Source organism: Pseudomonas izuensis, assembly GCF_009861505.1.
Taxonomy (GTDB): Bacteria; Pseudomonadota; Gammaproteobacteria; order Pseudomonadales; family Pseudomonadaceae; genus Aquipseudomonas; species Aquipseudomonas izuensis.
Map to the genome: position 1 here is coordinate 231,114 of NZ_WTFT01000008.1, position 26,670 is coordinate 257,783.

The 26,670-nt window shown below is 58.4% G+C and carries 28 protein-coding genes; 16 read left to right on the forward strand and 12 right to left on the reverse strand.

Features of this window, described 5'->3' with window-relative positions; genetic code table 11:
• Positions 1 to 91 precede the first annotated feature (91 nt).
• The 4 genes from groL to GPL81_RS08055 all read right to left on the reverse strand — a co-directional run bounded on the left by groL (position 92) and on the right by GPL81_RS08055 (position 3,600).
• Positions 92 to 1,735, reverse strand: a complete 1,644-nt coding sequence (groL, locus tag GPL81_RS08040) for a chaperonin GroEL (RefSeq protein ID WP_160106329.1) — start codon at positions 1,733 to 1,735, stop codon at positions 92 to 94.
• Between the two features lie 49 nt (positions 1,736 to 1,784).
• A complete protein-coding gene (locus GPL81_RS08045) occupies positions 1,785 to 2,078 on the reverse strand; it encodes a co-chaperone GroES (protein ID WP_007985847.1) in 294 nt (97 codons plus the stop codon).
• 247 nt (positions 2,079 to 2,325) lie between these two features.
• Positions 2,326 to 2,802: an FxsA family protein gene (locus GPL81_RS08050; protein ID WP_121104554.1), complete on the reverse strand. Its 477-nt coding sequence runs from the start codon at positions 2,800 to 2,802 to the stop codon at positions 2,326 to 2,328.
• Positions 2,803 to 2,868: 66 nt separating this feature from the next.
• Complete coding sequence (locus tag GPL81_RS08055) at positions 2,869 to 3,600, reverse strand: HugZ family pyridoxamine 5'-phosphate oxidase (RefSeq protein WP_160106330.1); 732 nt, start codon at positions 3,598 to 3,600, stop codon at positions 2,869 to 2,871.
• A gap of 163 nt (positions 3,601 to 3,763) precedes the next feature.
• Here GPL81_RS08055 and GPL81_RS08060 point away from each other — a divergent pair, with 163 nt between their 5' ends.
• Complete coding sequence (locus GPL81_RS08060) at positions 3,764 to 4,522, forward strand: SDR family oxidoreductase (protein WP_160106331.1); 759 nt, start codon at positions 3,764 to 3,766, stop codon at positions 4,520 to 4,522.
• Positions 4,523 to 4,638: 116 nt separating this feature from the next.
• Here the strand turns inward: GPL81_RS08060 and apbC are convergent, their stop codons facing one another.
• Positions 4,639 to 5,733 carry an iron-sulfur cluster carrier protein ApbC gene (gene apbC, locus GPL81_RS08065; RefSeq protein WP_160106332.1) on the reverse strand — a complete coding sequence of 365 codons (1,095 nt, stop codon included), beginning with the start codon at positions 5,731 to 5,733 and terminating at the stop codon, positions 4,639 to 4,641.
• A gap of 183 nt (positions 5,734 to 5,916) precedes the next feature.
• Between apbC and metG the strand changes: the two genes are divergently transcribed.
• The 8 genes from metG (at position 5,917) to GPL81_RS08105 (ending at position 12,824) form a co-directional block, all read left to right on the forward strand.
• A complete protein-coding gene (gene metG, locus GPL81_RS08070) occupies positions 5,917 to 7,968 on the forward strand; it encodes a methionine--tRNA ligase (protein ID WP_160106333.1) in 2,052 nt (683 codons plus the stop codon).
• 162 nt (positions 7,969 to 8,130) lie between these two features.
• A complete protein-coding gene (locus tag GPL81_RS08075; RefSeq protein WP_160106334.1) occupies positions 8,131 to 8,700 on the forward strand; it encodes an Rnf-Nqr domain containing protein in 570 nt (189 codons plus the stop codon).
• Positions 8,697 to 9,713 (forward strand): electron transport complex subunit RsxB, encoded by a 1,017-nt coding sequence (gene rsxB / locus GPL81_RS08080; protein ID WP_160106335.1) that lies wholly within the window; start codon positions 8,697 to 8,699, stop codon positions 9,711 to 9,713. Before GPL81_RS08075 ends, rsxB begins: the two co-directional genes overlap by 4 nt.
• Entirely contained in the window at positions 9,700 to 10,686 is a 987-nt protein-coding gene (locus tag GPL81_RS08085; RefSeq protein ID WP_160106336.1) for an RnfABCDGE type electron transport complex subunit D, read from the forward strand. The genes rsxB and GPL81_RS08085 overlap by 14 nt, the downstream gene beginning before the upstream one ends.
• Entirely contained in the window at positions 10,683 to 11,294 is a 612-nt protein-coding gene (locus tag GPL81_RS08090) for an RnfABCDGE type electron transport complex subunit G (protein WP_160106337.1), read from the forward strand. Before GPL81_RS08085 ends, GPL81_RS08090 begins: the two co-directional genes overlap by 4 nt.
• Positions 11,287 to 11,874 carry an Rnf-Nqr domain containing protein gene (locus GPL81_RS08095; protein ID WP_160106338.1) on the forward strand — a complete coding sequence of 196 codons (588 nt, stop codon included), beginning with the start codon at positions 11,287 to 11,289 and terminating at the stop codon, positions 11,872 to 11,874. Before GPL81_RS08090 ends, GPL81_RS08095 begins: the two co-directional genes overlap by 8 nt.
• A gap of 25 nt (positions 11,875 to 11,899) precedes the next feature.
• Positions 11,900 to 12,538 (forward strand): endonuclease III, encoded by a 639-nt coding sequence (gene nth / locus GPL81_RS08100; protein WP_096509245.1) that lies wholly within the window; start codon positions 11,900 to 11,902, stop codon positions 12,536 to 12,538.
• A gap of 106 nt (positions 12,539 to 12,644) precedes the next feature.
• Positions 12,645 to 12,824 (forward strand): PA3496 family putative envelope integrity protein, encoded by a 180-nt coding sequence (locus GPL81_RS08105; protein WP_007898493.1) that lies wholly within the window; start codon positions 12,645 to 12,647, stop codon positions 12,822 to 12,824.
• An 89-nt stretch (positions 12,825 to 12,913) separates the two neighbouring features.
• Here the strand turns inward: GPL81_RS08105 and GPL81_RS08110 are convergent, their stop codons facing one another.
• Positions 12,914 to 13,540, reverse strand: coding sequence for a response regulator transcription factor (locus tag GPL81_RS08110; protein ID WP_096509244.1), 627 nt, complete (start codon positions 13,538 to 13,540; stop codon positions 12,914 to 12,916).
• A gap of 546 nt (positions 13,541 to 14,086) precedes the next feature.
• On the opposite strand from GPL81_RS08110, the gene GPL81_RS08115 reads away from it, so the two are divergent.
• Positions 14,087 to 14,731 carry a hypothetical protein gene (locus GPL81_RS08115; RefSeq protein WP_160106339.1) on the forward strand — a complete coding sequence of 215 codons (645 nt, stop codon included), beginning with the start codon at positions 14,087 to 14,089 and terminating at the stop codon, positions 14,729 to 14,731.
• Between the two features lie 148 nt (positions 14,732 to 14,879).
• Here the strand turns inward: GPL81_RS08115 and GPL81_RS08120 are convergent, their stop codons facing one another.
• Both GPL81_RS08120 and GPL81_RS08125 read right to left on the reverse strand, forming a co-directional pair.
• A complete protein-coding gene (locus GPL81_RS08120; RefSeq protein ID WP_007938916.1) occupies positions 14,880 to 16,097 on the reverse strand; it encodes an argininosuccinate synthase in 1,218 nt (405 codons plus the stop codon).
• Positions 16,098 to 16,226: 129 nt separating this feature from the next.
• A complete protein-coding gene (locus GPL81_RS08125) occupies positions 16,227 to 17,132 on the reverse strand; it encodes a flagellar protein MotY (RefSeq protein WP_160106340.1) in 906 nt (301 codons plus the stop codon).
• A gap of 159 nt (positions 17,133 to 17,291) precedes the next feature.
• Between GPL81_RS08125 and pyrC the strand changes: the two genes are divergently transcribed.
• Complete coding sequence (gene pyrC / locus GPL81_RS08130; protein WP_096509242.1) at positions 17,292 to 18,338, forward strand: dihydroorotase; 1,047 nt, start codon at positions 17,292 to 17,294, stop codon at positions 18,336 to 18,338.
• The gene (gene rnt / locus GPL81_RS08135) at positions 18,335 to 19,012 is read left to right on the forward strand and encodes a ribonuclease T (RefSeq protein WP_160106341.1); all 678 of its coding nucleotides are present in this window, start codon (positions 18,335 to 18,337) and stop codon (positions 19,010 to 19,012) included. Before pyrC ends, rnt begins: the two co-directional genes overlap by 4 nt.
• Positions 19,013 to 19,180: 168 nt before the next feature.
• Here rnt and GPL81_RS08140 read toward each other — a convergent pair whose 3' ends face one another.
• A complete protein-coding gene (locus tag GPL81_RS08140; RefSeq protein ID WP_007971324.1) occupies positions 19,181 to 19,783 on the reverse strand; it encodes a peroxiredoxin in 603 nt (200 codons plus the stop codon).
• 305 nt (positions 19,784 to 20,088) lie between these two features.
• Here GPL81_RS08140 and GPL81_RS08145 point away from each other — a divergent pair, with 305 nt between their 5' ends.
• Complete coding sequence (locus tag GPL81_RS08145) at positions 20,089 to 20,307, forward strand: bacterioferritin-associated ferredoxin (protein ID WP_096509240.1); 219 nt, start codon at positions 20,089 to 20,091, stop codon at positions 20,305 to 20,307.
• Between the two features lie 200 nt (positions 20,308 to 20,507).
• Complete coding sequence (gene bfr, locus GPL81_RS08150; RefSeq protein WP_096509239.1) at positions 20,508 to 20,984, forward strand: bacterioferritin; 477 nt, start codon at positions 20,508 to 20,510, stop codon at positions 20,982 to 20,984.
• 206 nt (positions 20,985 to 21,190) lie between these two features.
• Here bfr and grxD read toward each other — a convergent pair whose 3' ends face one another.
• The 3 genes from grxD to GPL81_RS08165 all read right to left on the reverse strand — a co-directional run bounded on the left by grxD (position 21,191) and on the right by GPL81_RS08165 (position 24,163).
• Positions 21,191 to 21,532 carry a Grx4 family monothiol glutaredoxin gene (gene grxD / locus GPL81_RS08155; protein ID WP_007938922.1) on the reverse strand — a complete coding sequence of 114 codons (342 nt, stop codon included), beginning with the start codon at positions 21,530 to 21,532 and terminating at the stop codon, positions 21,191 to 21,193.
• A 97-nt stretch (positions 21,533 to 21,629) separates the two neighbouring features.
• Positions 21,630 to 23,738 carry a molybdopterin oxidoreductase family protein gene (locus tag GPL81_RS08160; protein ID WP_160106342.1) on the reverse strand — a complete coding sequence of 703 codons (2,109 nt, stop codon included), beginning with the start codon at positions 23,736 to 23,738 and terminating at the stop codon, positions 21,630 to 21,632.
• Positions 23,739 to 23,866: 128 nt separating this feature from the next.
• The gene (locus GPL81_RS08165; protein WP_160106343.1) at positions 23,867 to 24,163 is read right to left on the reverse strand and encodes a hypothetical protein; all 297 of its coding nucleotides are present in this window, start codon (positions 24,161 to 24,163) and stop codon (positions 23,867 to 23,869) included.
• Between the two features lie 407 nt (positions 24,164 to 24,570).
• Here GPL81_RS08165 and argF point away from each other — a divergent pair, with 407 nt between their 5' ends.
• On the forward strand, positions 24,571 to 25,491 hold the full coding sequence (gene argF, locus GPL81_RS08170; RefSeq protein WP_096509236.1) for an ornithine carbamoyltransferase: 921 nt from the start codon (positions 24,571 to 24,573) through the stop codon (positions 25,489 to 25,491).
• Complete coding sequence (locus GPL81_RS08175; protein ID WP_160106344.1) at positions 25,488 to 26,597, forward strand: ABC transporter ATP-binding protein; 1,110 nt, start codon at positions 25,488 to 25,490, stop codon at positions 26,595 to 26,597. Before argF ends, GPL81_RS08175 begins: the two co-directional genes overlap by 4 nt.
• The last annotated feature ends 73 nt before the right edge of the window (positions 26,598 to 26,670 follow it).

The following is a 26,670-nucleotide window of genomic DNA, read 5'->3' on the forward strand; positions in this document are numbered from 1 at the left end:
CAATGGTCCGATGTAAACATCAGAAATACGGGCAATAAAAAACCCCGCCTGCTTTCGCAGGCGGGGTTTTTACGTACGGGGTAAGGCTGGCTTACATCATGCCGCCCATGCCGCCCATACCGCCCATGTCTGGCATGCCGCCGCCAGCAGGAGCGTCTTCCTTGATCTCGGCGATCATGGCTTCGGTGGTGATCATCAGGCTGGCAATCGACGAAGCCGCTTGCAGAGCCGAACGGGTCACTTTGGCCGGGTCCAGGATACCCATTTCGATCATGTCGCCGTATTCGCCAGTTGCAGCGTTGTAGCCGAAGTTACCCGCGCCTTGCTTGACCTTGTCGACAACAACGCTTGGCTCGTCGCCGGAGTTGGCAACGATCTGGCGCAGTGGAGCTTCAACAGCACGACGCAGCAACTGGATGCCCACGTTCTGGTCATCGTTGTCGCCTTTCAGCTCGCTGATCGCCTGCAGGGCACGAACCAGTGCCACGCCGCCGCCAGGTACCACGCCTTCTTCAACGGCTGCACGGGTAGCGTGCAGGGCGTCTTCAACGCGGGCTTTCTTCTCTTTCATTTCAACTTCGGAACCAGCGCCAACCTTGATCACTGCAACGCCGCCGGACAGCTTGGCCAGGCGCTCTTGCAGTTTTTCACGGTCGTAGTCCGAGGAAGTCTCGGCAACCTGGGCACGGATCTGACCGATGCGTGCTTCGATGTCGCCCTGTACGCCAGCACCGTCAACGATGATGGTGTTTTCCTTGGACAGAGTGACGCGCTTGGCGTTGCCCAGGTGCTCCAGGGTGGTGCTTTCCAGGCTCAGGCCGATCTCTTCGGAGATAACGGTACCGCCGGTCAGAACGGCGATGTCCTGCAGCATGGCCTTGCGACGATCGCCGAAGCCAGGAGCCTTGACGGCTGCGACTTTAACGATGCCACGCATGTTGTTCACAACCAGAGTCGCCAGGGCTTCGCCTTCAACGTCTTCGGCCACGATCAGCAGTGGACGGCCGGCTTTGGCAACGGCTTCCAGCACTGGCAGCATTTCGCGGATGTTCGAGATCTTCTTGTCGACCAGCAGGATCAGCGGACCATCCAGCTCGGCAGTCATGGTCTCTGGCTTGTTGACGAAGTAAGGGGACAGGTAGCCACGGTCGAACTGCATGCCTTCAACAACCGACAGTTCGTTTTCCAGGCCCGAGCCTTCTTCAACGGTGATCACGCCTTCTTTACCGACTTTGCCCATGGCTTCGGCAATGATGTCGCCGATGGAGTTGTCGGAGTTGGCGGAGATGGTGCCGACCTGAGCGATGGCCTTGGTGTCGGCGCATGGCTTGGACAGGGCTTTCAGCTCTTTGACGATGGCGATGGTCGCCTTGTCGATACCGCGTTTCAGGTCCATCGGGTTCATGCCGGCAGCGACGGCTTTCAGGCCTTCGTTGACGATCGACTGAGCCAGAACGGTAGCGGTGGTGGTACCGTCGCCTGCGTCATCGTTGGCACGGGAGGCAACGTCTTTGACCAGCTGCGCGCCCATGTTTTCGAAACGGTCTTTCAGCTCGATTTCCTTGGCTACGGAAACGCCGTCCTTGGTGATGGTCGGAGCGCCGAAGCTCTTCTCGATGATCACGTTACGGCCTTTCGGGCCCAGGGTCGCTTTTACCGCGTCAGCCAAGACGTTGACACCGGTGAGCATTTTCTTGCGGGCGGAATCGCCGAATTTAACTTCTTTAGCAGCCATGATCGATATTCCTTAAATACTTTGTAGTAACGGGAAAATGAGCGGGGAATCAGCCTTCGATAACAGCGAGGATTTCGTTCTCGCTCATTACCAGCAGGTCTTCGCCGTCGACTTTCACAGTGTTGCTGCCGGAGTAAGGACCGAACACAACCTTGTCGCCCACTTTGACGGACAGTGCACGCACTTCACCGTTTTCCAGTACGCGGCCGGTGCCTACAGCGAGGATTTCGCCGCTGTTGGCTTTTTCAGCAGCCGAACCTGGCAGGACGATACCGCCAGCGGTTTTCTTTTCTTCTTCGCTGCGACGGATGACGACGCGGTCATGCAGAGGACGAAGCTTCATTGTCGATCTCTCCTAATTGTGGTTTTCATCGGCCGGTGTAGTCCCGGCGGGTTTAACAAAGTCCGGCGGTGCCGGGTGCGGCTCGACAAGCGAGACGCGGAAGTCTGTCTGGCGTGATCGCCAGAAACCTTGCGGTGACCGTTACATAAGGGCGCATAAGCTTATTACAAGGGCGGGGATCGAAAATTTTTCATCCCGGTGACCCGCAAACGAACACGGCACCCGAAGGTGCCGTGTGGTCATGGTGTTACTTGGTATCGCGATGTTCGAACTCGCCTTCGATCACATTGGGCTCACGACCCAGGGGTTCACGCGGCGCGGGGCCGCCACGGGACTGAAGATCATCGGCGAACGCACGCTGGCGGATCGCTTGTTCCTCGGCGCGCTGGCGCATTTTATTGGCCAGCAGACGGCGGCTGATCGGCAGCAGCATGATCAGGCCGATCACGTCGCTGATGAAACCCGGAAGGATCAACAGGCCACCGGCCAATGCCAGCATCAGGCCTTCGAGCATGGTCTGGGCGGGCAACTCGCCGCGGTTCAGGCTTTCGCGGGCACGCAACGCGGTGGCCAGGCCGGCGATCCGCAGCACGAACACACCGAACATCGAGCCGAGAATGATCAGCAGCAGGGCCGGGAAAAACCCGATAGCCCCTGCCACCTTGACGAATACGAACAGCTCCAACACCGGAAACAGCAGAAAGAGCAACAAAAAAGGGCGCATCAAATGGTTCCTCAACGCAAGAAAGCCTTGCCAGTTCACCTTAGATGACGTCGCCGTTTCGTGAATTCAAGCGCCGGCCACTGCATTTTTCGGCCAATGTTCGGCGTGAGCCAGGAAAACCAAGGCCTCGCGAACTTGTGTCGGCGTATTACATGGGGCTTGGAAAGGTAGCCAGTAGATCCCCTGACCAATGCGCAAATGCATGCCTTCGGAGTCGATCCCGGCCATTTGCGCTGGTGTGGTGTTCGGCAGTCCCGCCAGGTCGACGTAGTGCGCAATGGCCTTGGCGTGATCGGCATTCATGTGTTCGACCATGCTCACTTCTGCCTTGCCGGCGAAGGGATTGGCCAGGGTCAGGTCGTTGACCCAATGAATCGCGCCAAAACCGCCGATGTAGCGGTGGCGTACAGGCTTGAGCACCCAGAAGTCGAAATCGTGGGCCTGGTGATAGCCCTGCGACTCCGGGAAGTAGCGGTAGTACCGTTCGCAAGCGCTTTCGATGGTGGCTTCGTCTTCAAGCTGCTGCGCTTCGGCCAGATAGGTCAGTCGACCAACGGCCTGGACATCTTCCGCCCCACGCTCGCCCACGAACAGCGAGCATTTCGGGTCTTTCTGCAAATTGTGGGTGTGCTGGGCGATGCGGCTGATCAGGATCAGCGGTCGGCCCAGCGCGTCCAGGCAGTACGGAACCACGGAGCCGAACGGGAAACCGGGCATCGATTTGGAGTGCGTCGAGAGCACTCCACGGTATTCCTTGAGAAGCAATTCTCGTGCATGCTTAGCCGCTTCAACGCTCAATTTATGACTCCTTAAATAGAATCCGTCAAAAAAACGGACGGGGGACTAGGAAAGTTCCAGTACGCCATCGGGGCAGTTCTCATGTGCAGCCAGGCCATGTCAGGTGCAGATCGAGAGGCTCTCTAAAAGGAAACCACTTAGACCTGCTACCGGGGGCATGCGAATGCAACTCACTGACAAAGTAATCATTATCACGGGCGGTTGCCAGGGTTTAGGCCGCTCCATGGCCGAGTATTTCGCCGCCAGGGGCGCGAAGCTGGCGCTGGTGGACCTCAATCAGGAAAAGCTCGATGACACCGTCGCAGCCTGCCAGGCCAAGGGTGCAGAAGCCCGCGCTTACCTGTGTAACGTAGCCAATGAAGAGCAAGTGACCCACATGGTCGCCCGGGTCGCTGAAGACTTCGGCGCGATCCATGGCCTGATCAACAACGCCGGCATCCTGCGTGACGGGCTGTTGCTCAAGGTCAAGGACGGCGAAATGACCAAAATGAGCCTGGCCCAGTGGCAGGCGGTCATCGACGTCAACCTGACCGGCGTGTTCCTGTGCACCCGTGAAGTCGCTGCGAAAATGGTCGAGCTGAAGAACAGCGGCGCGATCATCAATATCTCGTCGATTTCCCGCGCCGGCAACGTCGGCCAGACCAACTACTCCGCCGCGAAGGCCGGTGTCGCCGCCGCGACCGTGACCTGGGCCAAGGAACTGGCGCGCTATGGCATCCGCGTGGCGGGCATTGCACCGGGTTTCATCGAAACCGAGATGACGTTGGGCATGAAGCCTGAGGCGCTGGAGAAGATGACATCCGGGATTCCGCTCAAGCGCATGGGCAAGCCGGAAGAAATCGCCCATTCGGCGGCGTACATTTTCGAGAACGACTATTACACCGGCCGGATTCTGGAAATGGATGGCGGGTTGCGGATCTAAAACCACAAAGGCCCTGTAGGAGCGAGCTTGCTCGCGATGGTGGATCAGGCACATTGATGCCAACTGACACACCATCGCGAGCAGGCTCGCTCCTACAGGGGACTGCATTTCAAATCTTAATCGTCGCTGATGGTGATATTCGGCATCGCCGGCGTTGCCGCTTCCTGCAACACAATCCGCGCGCCGACATGACGGGCGAGCTCCTGGTAAACCATCGCAATCTGGCTGTCTGGCTCGGCGATCACCGTCGGCTTGCCGCCATCGGCCTGCTCGCGGATCACCATCGACAGCGGCAGCGAGGCCAGCAACTCGACGCCGTACTGGCTGGCCAGTTTCACCCCGCCGCCCTCACCGAACAGATGCTCGGCATGTCCGCAATTGGAGCAGATGTGCACGGCCATGTTTTCCACCACGCCCAGCACCGGGATGTTGACCTTGCGGAACATCTCCACGCCCTTGCGCGCGTCGAGCAAGGCCAGGTCCTGAGGCGTAGTGACGATGACCGCGCCGGCCACCGGGACTTTCTGCGCCAGGGTCAGCTGGATGTCACCGGTGCCTGGCGGCATGTCGATGACCAGGTAATCCAGGTCGCCCCAGGCCGTTTGGGTGACCAGTTGCAACAAGGCACCGGAAACCATCGGCCCGCGCCAGACCATCGGTGTGTTGTCGTCGGTCAGGAACGCCATCGACATCACTTCCACGCCATGGGACTTGAGCGGAACGAACCATTTCTGGTCCTTGACTTCTGGACGGGTGCGTTCGGGGATACCGAACATGATGCCTTGGCTCGGACCGTAGATATCGGCGTCGAGAATGCCGACCTTGGCGCCTTCGCGGGCCAGGGCCAACGCCAGGTTGGCGGCGGTGGTGGATTTGCCCACGCCGCCCTTGCCCGATGCCACGGCCACCACGTTCTTGACGTTGGCCAGGCCCGGAATCTGCGCCTGGGCCTTGTGCGCGGCAATCACGCTGGTGATGTCGACGCGGGCAGATGTCACGCCGTCCAGGCCTTCGATGGCCATTTGGAGCATTTGTGCCCAGCCACTCTTGAACAGACCGGCGGCATAACCCAGTTCGAGCTGAACGCTGACGCGCTCGCCCTGAATATCGATGTTGCGCACGCACCCGGCGCTGACCGGGTCCTGGTTCAGATAAGGGTCGGTGTATTGGCGAAGGACGGCTTCCACCGCTGCGCGATTGACGGCGCTCATGGGCAACTCCGAAAACAGGTCTTGGAAAGATGGCGGATATCGTACCTGTTATGAGCGTTCGGCGGGATGCTCAAAAAATGGCGATCAGCCGTTACTCATCCAATGAAACAGGCTCACAGGGTGAAAAATATGTGCCAGCGCTTTATAGTGGCCGACCTCCGTTTCATCAAGTAGCCGAGCCCCATGTCCGAGCCACGCAAGATCCTCGTCACCAGCGCCCTGCCCTATGCCAATGGTTCGATTCACCTCGGCCATATGCTGGAATACATCCAGACCGATATGTGGGTGCGCTTCCAGAAGCACCGCGGCAACCAATGCATTTATGTCTGCGCCGACGACGCCCACGGCTCGGCGATCATGCTGCGCGCGGAAAAGGAAGGCATCACCCCGGAACAACTGATCGCCAACGTCCAGGCTGAACACAGCGCCGACTTTGCCGAGTTCCTGGTGGACTTCGATAATTTCCACTCCACTCACGCCGAAGAAAACCGTGAGCTGTCGAGCCAGATCTACCTGAAGCTGCGCGACGCCGGGCACATCGCCACGCGCTCGATTACCCAGTATTTCGACCCGGAAAAGAAAATGTTCCTGGCCGACCGCTTCATCAAGGGCACTTGCCCGAAATGTGGCACTGAAGACCAGTACGGCGACAACTGCGAAAAATGCGGTGCGACCTACGCACCGACCGACCTGAAGGATCCGAAATCGGCGATCTCCGGCGCCACCCCGGTGCTCAAGGACTCCCAGCATTTCTTCTTCAAGTTGCCGGACTTCCAGGAAATGCTGCAAACCTGGACCCGCAGCGGCACCCTGCAGGACGCCGTCGCCAACAAGATCGCCGAATGGCTCGATGCCGGCCTGCAACAGTGGGACATCTCCCGCGATGCGCCGTATTTTGGCTTCGAAATTCCCGATGAGCCGGGCAAGTATTTCTACGTGTGGCTGGATGCGCCGATCGGCTACATGGCGAGCTTCAAGAACCTGTGCAATCGTACGCCGGAGCTGGACTTCGACGCGTTCTGGGGCAAGGACTCCACCGCCGAGCTGTACCACTTCATCGGCAAGGACATCGTCAACTTCCACGCCCTGTTCTGGCCAGCGATGCTCGAAGGCGCGGGTTACCGCAAGCCGACCGGCATCAACGTGCACGGCTACCTGACCGTCAACGGCCAGAAAATGTCCAAGTCCCGCGGCACCTTCATCAAGGCCCGGACCTACCTGGATCACCTGTCGCCGGAATACCTGCGCTACTACTACGCGGCCAAACTGAGCCGTGGCGTCGACGACCTCGACCTGAACCTCGAAGACTTCGTGCAGAAGGTCAATTCCGACCTGGTGGGCAAAGTCGTCAATATCGCCAGCCGTTGCGCCGGTTTCATCCATAAGGGCAATGCCGGTGTGATGGTCGACACCAACGCCGCGCCGGAGCTGACCGAAGCCTTCCTGGCCGCCGCGCCTGGCATCGCCGACGCCTATGAAGCCCGCGACTTCGCTCGCGCCATGCGCGAGATCATGGCCCTGGCCGACCGCGCCAACGCCTGGATCGCCGACAAGGCACCGTGGTCGTTGAACAAACAGGAAGGCAAGCAGGATGAAGTCCAGGCCATTTGCGCCACCGGCGTCAATCTGTTCCGCCAGTTGGTGATCTTCCTCAAGCCGGTGCTGCCGTTGCTGGCCGCCGATGCCGAGGCGTTCCTCAACGTCGCGCCATTGACCTGGAACGACAACACCCTCTGGCTCGCCAACCATCAGCTGAACGAGTTCAAGCCGCTGATGACCCGGATCGACCCGGTCAAGGTGCAGGCCATGACCGACGCTTCGAAAGAAGACCTGACCGCGAGCCAGACCGACACCGGCGAAGCTTCACCTGTCGGTAATGGCGAACTGGCCAAGGATCCGTTGTCCCCGGAAATCGAGTTCGACACCTTCGCAGCAGTCGATTTGCGCGTCGCACTGATCGTCAAGGCCGAACACGTGGAAGGCGCCGACAAGCTGCTGCGCCTGACCCTGGACATTGGTGACGAGCAACGCAACGTCTTCTCCGGGATCAAGAGCGCTTATCCGGACCCGTCCAAGCTCAATGGTCGGCTGACCATGATGATCGCCAACCTCAAGCCTCGCAAAATGAAATTCGGTATCTCCGAGGGCATGGTGATGGCGGCCGGTCCTGGCGGTGAAGAGATCTACCTGTTGAGCCCGGACAGCGGCGCCAAGCCTGGTCAGCGGATCAAGTAAGGCACGGCGGTAAACCGATCCCACAGTCGTGCCTGACGCGACTGTGGGATTTTCATGTCTGGCCCACCCTCCGCCCTTGCCGGATAATGCCTAAGCTTTTTTGAACGCAGCGCTCTTGGGTTCATCGCGAGCAAGCTCGCTCCTACAAAAGTCGGCTCGATCATGACCGAAACACTGCTTACGCTCATCAGCACCGCCCTGATCAACAACCTCGTGTTGCATTGGCCGCTGGGTGTCGATCCGCTGTTGGGCAGTGAACGCCGGCAAGTGCATGCCCTGGGCATTGCAACGACCTGCCTGATGCTGATCGTCGGCCTGCTTGGCTACACGCTCTATCATTGGCTGCTCATCCCGCTGGAATTGACGTCGCTGCGCCTGTTCGTGCTCCTTCCCCTGAGCGTGCTGCTGATCGCCCCGCTGCTGAACGGTTTGTCACGGGTGTTTTCGACGCTGTGCTTTGAAGGACTCTGGCCACTGTTGTTGGGCAACGCGGGCGTGCTCGGCGTGGCGCTTCTCAATATTGAGGATGACAACGGATTCTTTGCTGCCGCAGCCCTGAGCCTGGGGGCCGGGCTGGGTTTTTGGCTGGTGCTGAGTCTGTTCAATGACCTGCGCCAGCGCACACGTGATAACGATGTTCCCCTGCCCTTTCGCGGCTTGCCGATCGACCTGATCGGCGCCGGTCTGATTGCAGTGGCCTTTCTGGGATTCAGTGGACTGATCAAAACATGAGTCTGATTCAACGCATCGACGCCCTCTTGCCGCAGACCCAGTGCGGTAAGTGCGGTCATCCCGGATGCAAGCCCTACGCTGAAGGCATCGCCAACGGCGAGCCGATCAACAAGTGCCCGCCGGGCGGCAATGAAACCATTAACGCCCTGGCTGAGCTGCTCAAGGTGCCAGTGCTGGAACTGGATGTCAGCCGAGGCTCGGCTCCGGCGCAGATCGCCTACATCCGCGAAGCCGAGTGCATCGGTTGCACCAAATGCATCCAGGCCTGTCCGGTAGACGCCATCGTCGGCGCCGCCAAGCTGATGCACACGGTGATCATCGACGAATGCACCGGTTGTGACCTCTGCGTGGCGCCTTGCCCTGTGGACTGCATCGAAATGCATCCCTTGCCGATAGCCACGGTACTGCCAATTGTCGGCGGTATGGCGTTCAGCCTTGAAGAGCAACGGGCCCGTGCCGCCAAACGCAATCATGCACGGCGCCGTTTCGAGCAACGCAACGCCCGCTTGCAGCGTGAAGAACAACAAAAGACCGCCGAGCGCCAGGCCCGTGCGCAACGCGCTGCCAAGCCCAGTGAAGGGACGCTCGACCCGGTGCAGGCGGCCCTCGAACGCGTCCGCGCACAGAAAGCCGCCAACGCCGATGCCGCGTTGAAAAAAGCCAAAATCGATCTGGCGATGAGCCGGGCGCAACTGACCAAGTCACTCAAGGCGTTTGGCCATCCGCCAACCTTCGAACAGCAGTCGCAGCTGATTGTCCTGCAACAGCAGTTCGAAGCCGCCGAGCAAGCCTTGGCACAGCTGGAAAACTCGGCGCCGTCCGTCCCCGTGCCGGCGCCCGTTGCTGCGCCGGCGAAAAATGCCGACCTGAATCGGGCGAAAATCCAGTTGGCCATGCGCCGCGCCGAACTCAAAAAAGCCCAGGCCGCCGCAGCGCCCGCCGAGCAGATCGAAGCCCTGGAGCGCGCACTGAGCGAAGCCGAACGCCAGGTGAATGCCTATGCCACCCCTTGAATCGGTCGATGAACGCCTGCAGCAGGCCATGAAATGGGTCCTGTTGGCGACGTTGCCAGGAATGCTGGCGTTGTTCTGGTTCTACGGCTGGGGTGTCTTGATCAACCTGATGCTGGCAGGCGCCAGTGCGTTGGGCGTGGAAGCGGTGGTGCTGCAATTGCGCAAGCGCCCCCTCAAGCCAACCTTGAGCGACTGCAGCGCCCTGGTCAGTGCAACCCTGTTGGCCCTGGCCCTTCCGCCCTATTGCCCATGGTGGCTGACGGTCACTGCTGCTGCGTCCGCCATGTTGTTCGGCAAGCACCTATATGGCGGTGTCGGCAGCAATCCGTTCAACCCGGCGATGCTCGGTTTCGCCCTGGTGATGGTGACGTTTCCACAACAGATGACCCACTGGCCGGCATCCCACGGCATGGATCTGTCGGGTGGCGTGCAGCAAGTATTCGGTTTCGGTTCAAATCCGGATGCCTGGGTCCGCGCCACAGCACTGGACAGCCTGCGGATCAATAAAAGCCTGACCATGGACGAACTGTTCTCGGCCAATCCGGCGTTTGGCCATTTCGGCGGTCGCGGCGTGGAATGGGTGAACCTGGCCTTTCTCGCGGGCGGCGTGTTTCTGCTGCAACGACGAGTATTCAGCTGGCATGCACCGGTGGGCATGCTTGCCAGCCTGTTCGTCATCAGCCTGTTGTGCTGGAACGGTACGGGCTCCGACTCCCATGGCTCACCTTTGTTTCATCTGCTCACCGGTGCCAGCATGCTGGGAGCGTTCTTCATCGTGACGGAGCCGGTGTCCGGCGCCAAAAGCCCCGGCGCAAAGCTGCTGTTCGGCATGGGTGTCGGGCTGCTGACCTATCTGATTCGTACATGGGGCGGCTATCCGGACGGTCTGGCGTTTGCCGTGTTGTTGATGAACCTCTGTGTACCGGCGCTGGAGCGATTTGTCGCGGCCAGACAGAAGCGGACTGCATCATGAACCGCGCCTCCAGCGTCGCCATCCTGGTACTACTGGCTGGTCTCGGAATCGGCCTGACCTGGCTCGCACAGCACAGCAGCGCGCCACGGATCGCGGCTGAGCAGCGCCTGATCGACAGTCGCAAGCTACTGGACCTGCTACCGCCCGACAGCTACGACAATCAGCCGCTGGAACAACCGCTCACGCTTGAAAACACGGCACTGGGCAACAGCACACTGCTGGCAGGTTACCGGGCGACCAGGGCCGGCAATGCTTATGCCGTGCTACTGCGCAGCCAGACCCTGGGCTACGAGGGCGCCATCGACTTGATGATCGCCATCGACCTCAACGGCAGGCTGATTGGCGTCAAAACCCTCAAGCAGGCGGAAACCCCGGGGCTTGGCGGGCGAATTGCCGATTGGCCCAATGCCTGGCTTCAAATGTTTTCCGGCAAGTCCCGAACCGATCCGGACGACAAAGGCTGGGCCTTGAAAAAGGATCAGGGACAATTCGACCAGGTCGCCGGAGCGACCATCACCTCAAGAGCCGTGATAAACGCTACCCACGATGCCCTGCGTTACTTCGATGAACACCGGCAACAATTGCTCGGAAATCCTTCCCATGAGTAAACCAGCGCTGTTACAAAACTCATTGATGCTCGCGCCGCTCATCGGCGCCACCGGCTCACTGGTGACAGCCCTCGGCCTGTGGTTGATGTTCATCGCGGTGATCAGTGTATTTGGCCTGGGCATGAATGCATTGCGCTCACGCCTGTTCCCGGGGGCGCACTTACTAGCCAGCGTGCTGCTTGCCGCGACGCTGACCAGTTGCGCGGAACTCGGCCTGCAAGTCTGGTCACTGCAATGGCATCAACAGGCGGGAATCTATACAGCGTTGATCGCCTTGCAATGTGTCGTGCTTGAGCAGGTTGGATTTTTCCAAAGGCCTTGGCGAGATCGCCTGCGCCTGTGTGGGCTGTTCGGCGCATTGATGGTGGGCCTGGGCTTGCTGCGCGAGCTCATTGGTAACGGGACACTCGGTAGTCATCTACCGTGGCTGCTGGCTGCCACGCAAGCGGACTGGCAGGGCTGGGTGCTGACCACCGACGGAGGCTTGCGCCTGGCCACACTGGCCCCAGGTGGTTTCATTCTGCTGGGATTGCTGGTCGCCGCATGGCAGGCCCGACAGCGCGCCCCCTCTACACAATGACAGTTTTCGAGGAAATGCATCGCCCATGAATGCCGCAAAACGTCTGGAAATTTTCCGCAGGCTGCATGAAGACAATCCGGAGCCCAAGACCGAACTGGCCTATTCCTCACCGTTTGAATTACTGATTGCGGTGATTCTTTCGGCGCAATCGACCGATGTCGGCGTCAACAAGGCCACCGCAAAACTGTTCCCGGTAGCCAATACCCCCGCGGCGATCCATGCCCTGGGGGTGGAGGGATTGTCGGAATACATCAAGACCATCGGTCTATACAACAGCAAAGCGAAGAATGTGATTGAGACCTGTCGCTTGCTGGTGGAGCGCCATGCAGGCGAAGTACCGCAAACTCGAGAGGAACTGGAGGCACTGCCCGGCGTTGGGCGCAAAACTGCCAACGTGGTGCTCAATACCGCATTTCGTCAATTGACCATGGCCGTGGACACCCATATTTTCCGGGTCAGTAATCGCACCGGCATTGCGCCCGGCAAGAATGTGGTTGAGGTCGAGAAAAAGCTGATGAAGTTCGTGCCCAAGGAGTTCCTGCTCGACTCCCATCACTGGTTGATACTGCACGGGCGCTACGTTTGCCTGGCCCGCAAGCCTCGCTGCGGCAGTTGCCGGATTGAAGACTTGTGCGAATACAAGCACAAGACGTCGGACGATTGAGGCACTATAGGATTTATTGATTCATCGATTGAAAAAATCTTTTTTACCCATCGGGAGATTGTCGATATAAGGAGCCCCAAAGGCCTTCTTAGCCTGGAGTAACTAAATGAGCACTGGCAAAGAGCAATTGGACGTAGAAGACGACTTCACCCCCGTTGAAGCTGATGATGCCGAACCTGTGGTTGAGGTAGCAAAAACCAACCTGAGCAAACGCCGTACCATCGACAATCTTCTGGAGGAGCGCCGACTGCAAAAGCAATTGGCCGATTACGATTTTGATTTATGACACCTGAAAGCCTCCCGAAACGGAGGCTTTTTATTTTGTGCGAGCCGCGATGAATGCCCGTTCATCGCGCATCGTCACCCCGGATACAATCACACCAACCCATTGCGTTGAGCCAGCTCAATCAGATCGACCAGCGAGCGCGCATTGAGTTTCAGCAACAGGCGCGTCTTGTAAGTACTCACGGTTTTGTTGCTGAGAAACATCCCATCGGCAATCTCCTTGTTGGTCTTGCCTCTGGCCAGCTGTTGCAAGACCATCATTTCCCGTCCTGACAGTCGATCCACCATATCGGCTTCACTGGCGTTCCCCAGACTGGCACGCACGGTATGCAAGGCTTGATTGGGAAAGTAGCTGTAACCGGACAAAACTGCCTTTATTGCACTGAGTAATTCAGTGAGATCCTGTTGCTTGCAGACATACCCGGCGGCACCTGACTGCATGCAACGCATGGAAAAGTGCCCGGGAGCCTGAGAAGTCAATATCAGCACTTTCATGGGCAAGGCTGTCGAGGCAAGTCGAGCAATAACTTCCAGCCCATCAAGCTTCGGGATCCCGATATCCAGAATGACGATGTCCGGCATGTATTCGCGAGCAAGTTGCAATGCATCCACGCCATTATCTGTTTCAGCTACAACTTCGTAGCCATGACGTTCCATTAGCATACGTACCGCAAGACGAATGACGGGGTGATCATCCACGATCAGCACTTTATTCATGGGCAAGTCCAATTTTCGCTGTTCGAATTTTTAGAGCCCGCACAATAGCCTAGTCGTTTCACCCATGGCATGCCGCCCCCCCCAACGACCTGCACCGAGAGACATTCCCTACAAGAATCGCGGATTAGTCCTACAAAACATCCCCGAACACAGCCCATTAAAAACAGCACCCTTGTGAACACATTACGATGTGAAACATTTTTTTCGCCAACTTAAACTGCAAAATAAAATTTAATATTTATAAGAAACACCTCACCCCGGAGAATTCTCCGTTAAACGCAAGCGGCATCTTCCAATAAAAAATTCACACCAGAAATATCACACACCGAGTATCCACTTGCTCTTACAGCAAAAAATTGCACATGCACAATCATTAATAACACCAAACCAAAAAAACGGCTCCGCGAGCGCCGCAAACGAAAAAAAACAATAACCACAGCCTACATACAAACATCGAATTGCAGGCATGGCGTAACATAACTTTCAACAAACGACACCAGCATCTCAACCCCAACGAGCAAAGATAAAATACGATGAGTAATACACATGATCAAACTAAAGAAAAGAATCACCAATCCCATGACAATAATCGCGATATTCGCAACACTGTCTGAAACATCAGCCGCCATTTCTCTGCCATTCCTGGACAACGATGAAAGAGAAATCTATGTCTGGTTCCTGATCAGCTTCCCTTTTTATTTGCTATTCCTTTTCTTCGCCACACTCAACTTCAATTACCGATCGCTTTACTCGCCTTCGGATTTTGAAAAGGACGAGCACTTCCTGAAAGCCATGGACGATGATGATTCGCGCCCGCCCCCCTCTCCCTCCAGCGCTCAGGCTCCACCGGACGAGATCGGCTTACGACTGTCCCGTCCGGTAAAGCATCAGATTCGCTTACCCGAATTACTGAGGGATCTGTGCATCATCGATACACGCTGGATGAAAAACAAAATGGAACTCGGCACTTTGCTGGGGACGATACAAAAACCACAGGAAAAACGGGCACACGTCATTTTGTTTCTCACTGGGACGGAATCGGAAAAACTACTGAAAGACAGCGTGCTCAAATATTTCAAACAGGCAAAAAAACGCGGCAGCGCGCATTCCTGGGTGGCTTACAATTTGAGTTCACGAGGGGTGACGGTCATGGACCAGCGTTGCCAGCTGACACACGGCGATCAGCCGTGAGGATGGTTTTATCAGTGAGAAACAGAAGGAAGGAAACGAACAGCTCGAATGTAAATTGTTGTATCGCTATCTCGGACCTGAAATGCCCTTTTCAGATGTATGGCCCCGTCTATGACGAGGCCATACTTCCTTTACAGGTTCAAAGCGCTCAGAACAGCTTGCGCCCCTTGTTCGCGGCAATGCGCATGCGCAAGGCATTGAGCTTGATGAAGCCCGCCGCATCGGCCTGGTTATAGGCGCCGCCATCTTCCTCGAAGGTCGCGATGTTGGCGTCGAACAACGACTCGTCGGACTTGCGGCCCGTAACGATCACATTGCCCTTGTACAGCTTCAGACGCACGACACCGTTCACGTGAGCCTGCGACGCATCGATCATCTGTTGCAGCATCAGACGCTCAGGACTCCACCAGTAGCCGGTGTAGATCAGGCTGGCATACTTCGGCATCAGCTCGTCCTTGAGGTGAGCCACTTCGCGGTCCAGGGTGATCGATTCGATCGCACGGTGGGCGCGCAGCATGATGGTGCCGCCAGGTGTTTCGTAGCAGCCACGGGACTTCATGCCCACGTAACGGTTCTCGACGATGTCCAGACGACCGATACCATGTTCGCCACCGATACGGTTCAGGGTCGCCAGCACGGTGGCCGGGGTCATTTCGACGCCGTCCAGTGCCACGATGTCGCCGTTGCGGTAGGTCAGTTCCAGGTACTGCGGCTTGTCGGGAGCGTTCTCCGGGGAGACGGTCCAGCGCCACATGTCTTCTTCGTGCTCGGTCCAGGTGTCTTCCAGCACGCCGCCTTCATAGGAGATGTGCAGCAGGTTGGCATCCATCGAGTACGGGGATTTTTTCTTGCCGTGACGCTCGATCGGGATCGCGTGCTTTTCAGCGTAATCCATCAGCTTCTCACGGGACAGCAGGTCCCATTCACGCCACGGAGCGATCACCTTCACACCAGGTTTCAAGGCGTAGGCGCCCAATTCGAAACGAACCTGGTCGTTGCCCTTGCCGGTAGCGCCGTGGGAAATGGCGTCAGCGCCGGTTTCGTTGGCGATTTCGATCAGGCGTTTGGCGATCAACGGACGAGCGATGGAAGTACCCAGCAGGTACTCGCCTTCGTAAACGGTGTTGGCGCGGAACATCGGGAAAACGAAATCGCGCACGAATTCTTCGCGTAAGTCGTCGATGTAGATCTCTTTCACGCCCATGGCCTGAGCCTTGGCGCGTGCCGGTTCGACCTCTTCGCCCTGACCCAGGTCAGCGGTGAAGGTCACCACTTCACAGTTATAAGTATCCTGCAGCCACTTGAGGATCACCGAAGTGTCCAGGCCGCCGGAATACGCCAGAACAACCTTGTTTACGTCCGCCATGCCATCACTCCACGGGGTTCTACGGAAAGCCGTGAAGTCTACCGCTCATGCAGGACAATTTACAGTGGCGCGACAGCTTATGACGACGAAGCGACAGATTCTGTCGAGGGCGCGACGATGACCCACACGTCATGTCGTTGCCGAGGTACCCGGTTTCGTGGCCTGGGGGGCCACTTGCTCCGGTGGTGCCCCTCGCTCCAGACGCACCGCAACCCGGCGGTTCTTCGAACGGTTGGCGTTGTTGGTATTGGGTGCCAGCGGGTAACGCTCGCCATGGAAGCGCATCGTGATCTGCGACTCCTGGATGCCGTTGGCCTTGAAGAACTCCATGACCGCCAGGGCCCTGCGGCGTGACAGGTCGCGGTTGGTCAGGCGATTGCCGCTGTTGTCGGAATGTCCGTCGAGCTCGATGTGATTGACCGTCGGATCGGCCTTCATGTACTCAAGCATCACCTGCAGCCTGGCTTTCGCGGCAGCATCCAGTTCGATACCTCCGCCGGGAAAGCCGACTTCCGACTGCTTCACCTGATCGAAATTCTGCGGCAACAGTTTGGCTACGCATCCCTGATAGTCGGCAAACGCCTTGTTGAACCTGACCGGTAACAGGCGCACTTCCGATACCCGTCCATCGCCCGAGGAATGGCGGACCACCGGACTGCGCCCATCCATCAAGCCGCTGATCAAACGACCGGCCTGGGCCTGTGAGCTGTTGAACAACACGTTGCCGCTGCCGATTCTCACCGTGCCCAGATTGATATCGCCCCGTCCCGGCTGCCAGGGCGCGGCGGCGGCCAGCAAGGTGGCCGAACCTCCGCCCATCATGGCGTTGAAGGCATTCAGACGAAACGTCGCCTGTTCGCCTGCACGACGCACGAACTGCCCTGAGCCGAAGTCGGTGATCGGCTGGGTCAGGCGGCACTCGAACTTGTCGCCTTCGACCGTCCACTCAATGCTCTCCAGACGGGTCTGGAAAGTGAGCGCCATTGCAGGAAGGCTGGCAAACACACTGAGCAAGGCTAAATAACGCTGGCGCACGGGAGGCTCCACTGGCTTCTACAACAAAAAGACCGACACACAGATGTTTACGGCATACCTGTTGGATATCGGAAGCTTGCCGCAAAACTTGATAGCGAGTGCCTGCAAGAGTCTTTTCCGGTAGCATTCCCCTCAGTTTGACCCGCCTGGAATCCCCTCATGTCCGACCGCCTGACCCTGCTGCGTCCCGACGACTGGCATATACATCTTCGCGATGGTGCTGTGTTGACCAATACCGTCGCGGATGTTGCGCGCACCTTTGGTCGCGCCATCATCATGCCCAACCTGGTACCTCCGGTCCGCAATGCGGCTGAGGCCGACGGCTATCGCCAGCGGATCCTCGCTGCCCGCCCGGCCGGCAGCCAGTTCGAACCGCTGATGGTCCTGTACCTGACCGACCGCACCCAGCCTGAAGAAATTCGCGAGGCCAAGGCCAGCGGTTTCATTCACGCCGCCAAGCTGTACCCGGCCGGCGCGACCACCAACTCGGACTCTGGCGTCACCAGCATCGACAAGATCTTCCCTGCCCTGGAAGCCATGGCCGAAGTCGGAATGCCCTTGTTGATCCACGGTGAAGTCACCCGCGGCGATGTCGACGTGTTCGACCGCGAAAAAATCTTCATCGATGAGCACATGCGTCGCGTGGTCGAGCGCTTCCCGACCCTCAAAGTGGTGTTCGAACACATCACCACCGCTGACGCCGTGCAGTTCGTCAATTCGGCCTCGGCCAACGTTGGCGCAACCATCACCGCGCATCACCTGCTGTACAACCGCAACCACATGCTGGTGGGCGGGATTCGGCCGCACTTCTATTGCCTGCCGATTCTCAAGCGCAACACGCACCAGGAGGCCCTGCTCGATGCCGCTACAAGCGGCAGTGAAAAGTTCTTCCTCGGCACGGACTCGGCGCCCCACGCCCAGCACGCCAAGGAAGCCGCTTGCGGTTGCGCCGGCTGCTACACCGCTTTTGCTGCGATCGAGATGTATGCCGAAGCCTTTGAACAGCGCAATGCGCTGGACAAGCTCGAAGCCTTCGCCAGCCTTAACGGGCCTCGGTTCTATGGCCTGCCGGCCAACACCGATCGCATCACCCTGGTCCGCGAAGAGTGGACCGCCCCAAGCAGCCTGCCGTTTGGCGAGCTGACCGTTATCCCGCTGCGCGCCGGTGAAAAACTGCGCTGGCGCCTGCTGGAGGAACACGCGTGAGTGAAGACCATTTCGACGACGAACAGGAAGGTCAAGGCAGCGGAGGCGGTTCCCGTCATCCAATGGCCGCCCGATTCCGTGGTTACCTGCCCGTTGTTGTCGACGTAGAAACCGGTGGCTTCAACTCGGCCACCGATGCCCTGCTGGAAATCGCCGCGACCACTATCGCCATGGATGAAAAGGGATTTGTTTACCCTGATCACACCTACTTCTTCCGGGTCGAGCCTTTCGAAGGCGCCAACGTCGAAGCGGCAGCCCTGGAGTTCACCGGGATCAAGCTCGATCACCCGCTGCGCATGGCCGTGAGTGAAGAGTCGGCCCTGAACGATATCTTCCGTGGCGTACGCAAGGCGCTCAAGGCCAACGGTTGCAAACGGGCAATTCTGGTCGGTCACAACAGCAGTTTCGACCTGGGCTTCCTGAACGCCGCGGTTGCGCGCCTGGACATGAAGCGCAATCCGTTCCACCCGTTCTCCAGCTTCGACACGGCCACCCTCGCCGGCCTGGCCTATGGCCAAACGGTGCTGGCCAAGGCCTGTCAGGCCGCCGATATCGATTTCGATGGTCGCGAGGCCCACTCGGCTCGTTACGATACCGAGAAGACCGCCGAGCTGTTCTGCGGCATCGTCAATCGCTGGAAACAAATGGGCGGCTGGGAAGACTTCGACGACTAACTGCAATTGTAGGAGCTGGCTTGCCAGCGAAGGGTCCCTCCCATACACAGCAATTGCGGGGGTGTGGCGATAAACGCCTTCGCTGGCAAGCCAGCTCCTACAAGGGTCATATACCGCGCATAAAAAAACCGGCCTCGAGGGCCGGTTTTTTTGTACCTGGAGCGTGCCTTACAGCGCGGCAGCGTGCTCGGTCAGGTAAGCTGCAACGCCTTCTGGCGAAGCGTTCATGCCCTTGTCGCCTTTTTTCCAGTTGGCAGGGCAGACTTCGCCGTGCTCTTCGTGGAATTGCAGAGCATCGACCAGACGCAGCAGCTCTTCCATGTTACGACCCAGTGGCAGGTCGTTGATGATCTGCGAGCGAACAACGCCTTTGTCGTCGATCAGGAATGCGCCACGGAAAGCAACGCCGTCAGCGGACTGAACGTCGTAGGCCTTCATGATTTCCTGCTTGATGTCGGCAGCCATGGTGTAACGGACTTCGCCGATACCGCCATTGTTGACCGGGGTGTTACGCCAGGCGTTGTGGGTGAAGTGCGAGTCGATCGAAACAGCGACCACTTCAACGTTACGAGCCTTGAATTCCGACATGCGGTTGTCCAGAGCGATCAGCTCCGACGGGCAAACAAAGGTGAAGTCCAGTGGGTAGAAGAACACCAGGCCGTATTTGCCTTTGATAGCCGAGGACAGGGTGAAGCTGTCAACGATCTCGCCATTGCCGAGTACGGCCGGTACGGTGAAGTCAGGGGCTTGTTTGCCTACGAGTACGCTCATTGGATATCTCCTGGTGTAGAAACGTGAAAAACCGGGTTTGCGCCAGCCTGCCACCCTCAGGCGACAGCCCTGTGACACGAACCCGTTTCGCAAAGACCGGCCATCATACACTGCGTTTTTGGCCTGTCCTTAACGGTTTTTCCCGCAGAGGTAAAAATCCCGGAGCGGATTTCGTTTCTTGCCTTCATTGAAGAGCACCGTTCGTCAGCCTTCGGAAAAAGCCGCCTCAAAGCACTTTGACAATCATTCTCGTTAACATTAAGATCCATCGCATTCGAGACATAAACAAGCGACGGTCTTCACTTATGTATGTTTGCCTCTGCACTGGCGTCACCGACGGCCAAATCCGCGATGCGATCTATGAAGGATGCTGCAGCTACAAGGAAGTCCGCCAGGCCACCGGCGTTGCCAGTCAATGTGGTAAATGTGCCTGCCTCGCCAAGGAAGTGGTCCGCGAGACCCTGACCTCACTGCAGACAGCCCAGGCTGCGATTCCCTTTCCTGCAGAATTTACAGCGGCATAAAAAGCTACTTACTCAAAGAACCGGACTGATGTCCGGTTTTTTTATGCCTGAAAATCAACTGCTTAGACTCTAGACGCGGAACACAAACATTCTTATTCCGATTAATTTTCATATATTATTCAATAACTTAAGTTTGACACCCTTAGTTGCGCGGCTCAAACTCTGCCTTATAGACGGCTAACAAAGGGCAGGACCCCATCATGAAAGGCGACGTTAAAGTCATCCAGCATCTCAACAAGATTCTTGCCAATGAGCTGGTCGCAATCAATCAATACTTCCTGCATGCACGCATGTATGAAGATTGGGGCCTGAACAAGCTCGGCAAGCACGAATACCACGAATCCATCGACGAGATGAAGCACGCGGACAAGCTGATCAAGCGCATCCTGTTCCTGGAAGGCCTGCCCAACGTCCAGGACCTGGGCAAGCTGCACATCGGCGAGCACACCAAGGAAATGATTGAGTGCGACCTGCGTATCGAGAAAGCCGGCCACAAAGACCTTAAAGAGGCTATCGCCTTTTGCGAAACGGCTGGCGACTTCGGTAGCCGTGAACTGCTTGAAGATATCCTCGAGTCCGAAGAAGAACATATCGACTGGCTTGAAACCCAACTTGGCCTGATCGACAAGATCGGTATCGAGAACTACCTGCAATCGCAGATGGGCGAAGACGAATAACTTCTACGCCATTAATCTCGATGCAATAAAAAGCCCCGCTCTCTTTTGAAGAGGCGGGGCTTTTTAATGTGTTGGTTTCGGGATTCACCTGAAACCTTGTAGGAGCGAGCATGCTCGCGATGGTGGTCAACGATAACGCGGGACGTCTGGCTCCCCCGGTGTTCTTGAGTCCATCGCGAGCGGGCTCGCTCCTACAAAAAGCCGGATCAGGCTTCGGTTTTTGCAGCTGCGGCTTTTGCGGCAGCGTCTTTGATCAGCGCCTGCAACGAACCATCAGCCGACATCTCGGTCATGATGTCGCTACCGCCGACCAGCTCACCAGCGACCCACAGTTGCGGGAAGGTTGGCCAGTTGGCGTATTTTGGCAGGTTGGCGCGGATTTCCGGGTTCTGCAGGATATCCACGTACGCAAACTTTTCACCACAAGCCATCACAGCCTGCGCAGCTTTCGCGGAGAAGCCGCACTGCGGGGCATTCGGCGAGCCTTTCATGTAAAGCAGAATGGTGTTGTTGGCAATCTGCTCTTTAATCGTTTCGATGATATCCATGGAGCACCTCGGCTGAACTTTCCGACTCACGGGTCGGCACGGTGGCGCATTGTAACGGAAAGCCGAGGGCCATGCTCGGTCTCTCCGTCAGATACGATCAAGCCGCCGCCACGGTTACCGGAACGCCATTCAACGCCGCATTCCCCGACAGTTCATCGAGCTGACATTCGTCTGTCAGGTCATTGGCACTGGACCCCGGCTGACCACTGGCAATGGTCATTTGCACACCCGGTCTCGCATGCCCCCAACCGTGCGGAAGGCTGACCACGCCTTTCATCATATCCAGGCTGCCCAACACTTCAACTTCGATCACCCCGACCCGCGAGCTCACCCGCACTCGCTGCCCATCGCTCAGCCCGCGACTGGCCAGATCATCCGGGTGCATCAACAACTGATGACGCGGTTTACCTTTCACCAGACGGTGGTAGTTGTGCATCCACGAATTGTTGCTGCGCACATGCCGACGGCCGATCATCAACAACTCATCGGCAGCCGGAGCCTGCAATGCCGCGAACCGCGCCAGGTCGGCAAGGATGGCGGCGGGGGCAGCCTGGACATGCTGATTGGCGGTTTTCAGACGCAGCGCCAGGTTGGGCTTTAGCGGCCCGAGATCGACACCATGGGGATGGTCGAACAGCGTCGCCACCGACAGCTTGTGCTCCGAGGCATCGCCATACAGCCCCATGCGCAGGCCTCGGTCGATCATCTGTGCCGGGGCAATAGTCGGCTTCAGCTCCTTGCCGGTCTTCGCGGCAAATGCCTTGGCCAACCCGACGAAAATTTCCCAGTCGTGCAGTGCGCCTTGGGGCTTGGCCAGAATTGCCCGGTTGAAACGACTGACGTTGCGCACGGCGAACATATTGAACGTCGTGTCGTAATGATCGTTTTCCAGCGCCGAGGTGGACGGCAGGATCAGGTCGGCGTATCGCGTGGTTTCGTTGATGTACAAATCGACACTGACCATGAATTCCAACCCGTCCAGCGCCTGTTCCAGCTGACGGCCGTTCGGCGTGGACAGCACCGGGTTGCCCGCCACGGTAATCAGTGCGCGCACCTGCCCTTCCCCTTCGGTCAGCATCTCTTCGGCCAGCGCCGACACCGGCAGTTCGCCAGCGTATTCGGGGCGCCCGGACACCCGGCTCTGCCACAAATTGAAATGCCCACCCGACGTGGAGGCCACCAGATCCACCGCCGGCTGGGTGCACAACGCACCGCCCACGCGGTCAAGGTTACCGGTGACCAGGTTGATCAACTGCACCAGCCAATGGCACAGCGTACCGAATGCCTGGGTCGAGACGCCCATCCGGCCATAACACACCGCGCTCGGTGCAGCGGCGAAGTCCCGCGCCAATTGGCGGATCTGTTCGGCCGGCACCGCACACAACGGGCTCATGGCCTCGGCAGTGAAACCCGCAACCGCCTCGCGCACCAGGTCCAGCCCCTCTACCGACAAATGACCGTCGCGGGTCAATCCTTCAGCAAACAAGGTGTTGAGCAGGCCAAACAACAATGCCGCATCGCCACCCGGGCGAACGAACAAATGCTGGTCGGCGATGGCCGCCGTTTCGCTGCGACGCGGGTCGACCACCACGACCTTGCCACCCCGGCCCTGAATCGCTTTCAAGCGCTTTTCCACATCCGGCACGGTCATGATGCTGCCGTTGGACGCGAGCGGATTGCCACCCAGGATCAACATGAAGTCGGTGTGATCGATGTCCGGGATCGGCAGCAACAAACCATGGCCGTACATCAAATGACTGGTCAGGTGATGGGGCAATTGATCGACCGACGTCGCGGAGAAACGGTTACGGGTTTTCAACAGGCCGAGAAAATAATTGCTATGGGTCATCAGCCCATAGTTGTGCACGCTGGGATTACCTTGATAGACCGCCACCGCATTTTGCCCGTGACGCTGCTGAATCTCCGCCAGACGCTCCGCGACCAGATTGAAGGCGTCTTCCCATTCGATGGGCTGCCATTCGTTACCCACGCGTCGCATGGGTTGATGCAGGCGATCCGGATCATTCTGGATGTCTTGCAAGGCAACAGCCTTGGGGCAGATGTGCCCGCGACTGAAGGTATCCAGGGGATCACCCTTGATCGAAGTAATCTGCACATTGCCGGCTTCGACCTCGGTGGTTTCGATGGTCAGGCCGCAGATGGCTTCACACAGGTGGCAGGCACGGTGGTGGAGAGTCTTGGTCATGGCCAGTCTCTGTCTTGTTCTGGGCGGGCGATTTCGGCCGCGGGAACAAAACTATGGCGCCTGCCCCCATAGCGCGCCAGCGACGTTCGTCTTGTGAATTGGTGACCATCAGGCCAACCGATGGCTCCTCATGATCCGTTCGACGGCAGCCTGGGTTGCGCCTGCAGCTGGATCTCCTGGATGGTTTCGATCTGCTCGTGGGCAACATGGACCCCGGTCAGTTCGCCGATCAGCCGCCAGTGCTCGTCGAGCCCGGTGCTGATGGTGGCCATGCGGTCGATCATGCGGCGGCCGGCGTCCCGGGTCACCGGGTCGTTGCTGCGCAGCAGTTCAAACGACATCGACGTCATGGAGGCGGTCAGGTGTGTCAGGGAGCGAGCCGTGAGGCCGAGCAATTCCATTAGCTGCTGTTCTTTCGATTCCATTGTCGAAGCCTCCTGCGTCGCGGGTGATTTATTTATAACCCAGCACTTTGCATTAGCAAATGTTTCAGATGGAGCAGACCGCCTGCGAAGACCGCGAACGCCAGGTCAGGAACCGACCGTCAACGCGCCGCCACCGCCCCGCTCGATTGCCAAGCTGCGCGGGCACGGTGTACAAATGCCTGGCTGCCGTCAGGAAACAGGCTTCAAAAGCGCTACTGCGGATATCCCGTAGCTCCTCTGAACTCCCCTAAAAACCGTAGCCCTATTGGTAAGACGCGACATTTAATTATAAGATCGCGCCTTCCCCTATTTCGTCGCCCCGTGCGGCTTACGCCGCAGGTCTCGCCCGTTGTTCCGTTAGACAAGGCTTTGAGCATCTGCGGTTTGTAGCAAAAAGGTAGTCAATGATGAGCGCAAGGCACTTTCTCTCCCTGATGGATTGCACGCCCGAAGAGCTGGTCAGCGTGATCCGTCGAGGCGTTGAGCTCAAGGACCTGCGTAACCGCGGCGTACTGTTCGAGCCCCTGAAAAACCGCGTGTTGGGGATGATTTTCGAGAAATCCTCGACCCGCACCCGCATTTCGTTCGAAGCCGGCATGATCCAGCTCGGCGGCCAGGCGATCTTCCTGTCGCCGCGCGATACCCAGCTGGGCCGGGGCGAGCCGATCAGCGACGCCGCCGTCGTCATGTCGAGCATGCTCGATGTGGTGATGATCCGTACCTTTGCCCACAGCACATTGACCGAATTCGCCGCCAATTCGCGCGTCCCGCTGATCAACGGCCTGTCCGACGATCTGCACCCGTGCCAACTGCTGGCCGACATGCAGACCTACCTCGAACACCGCGGCTCCATCCAGGGCAAGACCGTGGCCTGGATCGGTGACGGCAACAACATGTGCAACAGCTATATAGAAGCGGCGATCCAGTTCGACTTCCAGTTGCGTATCGCTTGCCCTGAAGGCTACGAGCCGAACCCCAAGTTCCTGGCCCTGGCCGGTGATCGGGTGACCATCGTTCGCGACCCGAAAGATGCCGTTCGCGGCGCCCATCTGGTGAGTACCGACGTCTGGACCTCCATGGGCCAGGAAGAAGAAACCGCCAAGCGCCTGAAGCTGTTCGCCCCCTACCAGGTCAACCGCGCCCTGCTCGATCTGGGCGCCAGCGACGTGCTGTTCATGCATTGCCTGCCGGCTCACCGTGGCGAAGAGATCAGCGTCGACCTGCTCGACGACCCGCGCTCGGTCGCCTGGGATCAGGCCGAGAACCGCCTGCACGCGCAAAAAGCCCTGCTCGAGTTTCTCGTTCCGCCGGCGTATCACCACGCATGAGCCAGCCATTACTGCTTAACCTGCGCAACCTCGCCTGTGGCTATCAGGACCAGCGCGTAGTGCAGAACCTCAACCTGCATTTGAATGCCGGCGACATCGGTTGCCTGCTGGGTTCTTCCGGCTGCGGCAAGACCACCACCCTGCGCGCCATTGCCGGTTTCGAGCCGGTACACGAAGGGGACATCCAGTTGGCGGGCGAGACGATCTCCAGCGCCGGTTTCACCCTCGCGCCGGAGAAACGCCGGATCGGCATGGTGTTCCAGGACTACGCGCTGTTTCCGCATTTATCCGTGGCCGACAACATCGCTTTCGGTATCCGCAAGCATCCGCAAAAGGATCGCGTCACCGAAGAGCTGCTGGAGTTGGTCAACCTGAAAAACCTCGGCAAGCGCTTCCCCCATGAGCTTTCCGGTGGTCAGCAGCAACGTGTCGCCCTGGCTCGTGCACTGGCGCCGGAACCGCAACTGCTGCTGCTTGACGAACCCTTCTCCAACCTCGATGGTGAGTTGCGCCGCAAGCTCAGCCACGAGGTCCGCGATATTCTCAAGGCCCGTGGCACCAGCGCGATTCTGGTCACCCACGATCAGGAAGAAGCTTTCGCGGTGAGCGATCACGTCGGCGTATTCAAGGAAGGCCGGCTGGAACAATGGGACACGCCCTACAACCTGTATCACGAACCGCTGACACCGTATGTGGCCAGCTTCATCGGCCAGGGGTATTTCATCCGCGGCCAGTTGAGCAGCCCGGAGTCGGTGCAGACCGAACTGGGTGAATTGCGCGGCAACCGCGCCTACACCTGGCCGGTCGGTGGTGCGGTGGATGTACTGTTGCGCCCGGACGATATCGTTTATGCGCCGGACAGTGCCTTGAGGGCGCGGATTGTCGGCAAGTCGTTTCAGGGTGCGTCCACGCTGTATCGCCTGCAAATGCCGACCGGTGCGCAGCTGGAGTCGATCTTCCCGAGTCATGTCGATCATCAGGTCGGTGCGCAGGTGGGTATTCGTGTCGCGGCGGAACACCTGGTGCTGTTCCAGGCTTCCGGCAGCACGGCGGCGCAGATTCCGGTCGTCGAATCCGGTGTGCGGCGTTACAGCACCGCCAACTGATCCCACCCGCCTCTGTAGGAGCAAAGCTTGCTCGCGATAGCGGTATCAGATTCAACGTAGATGTTGACTGAAC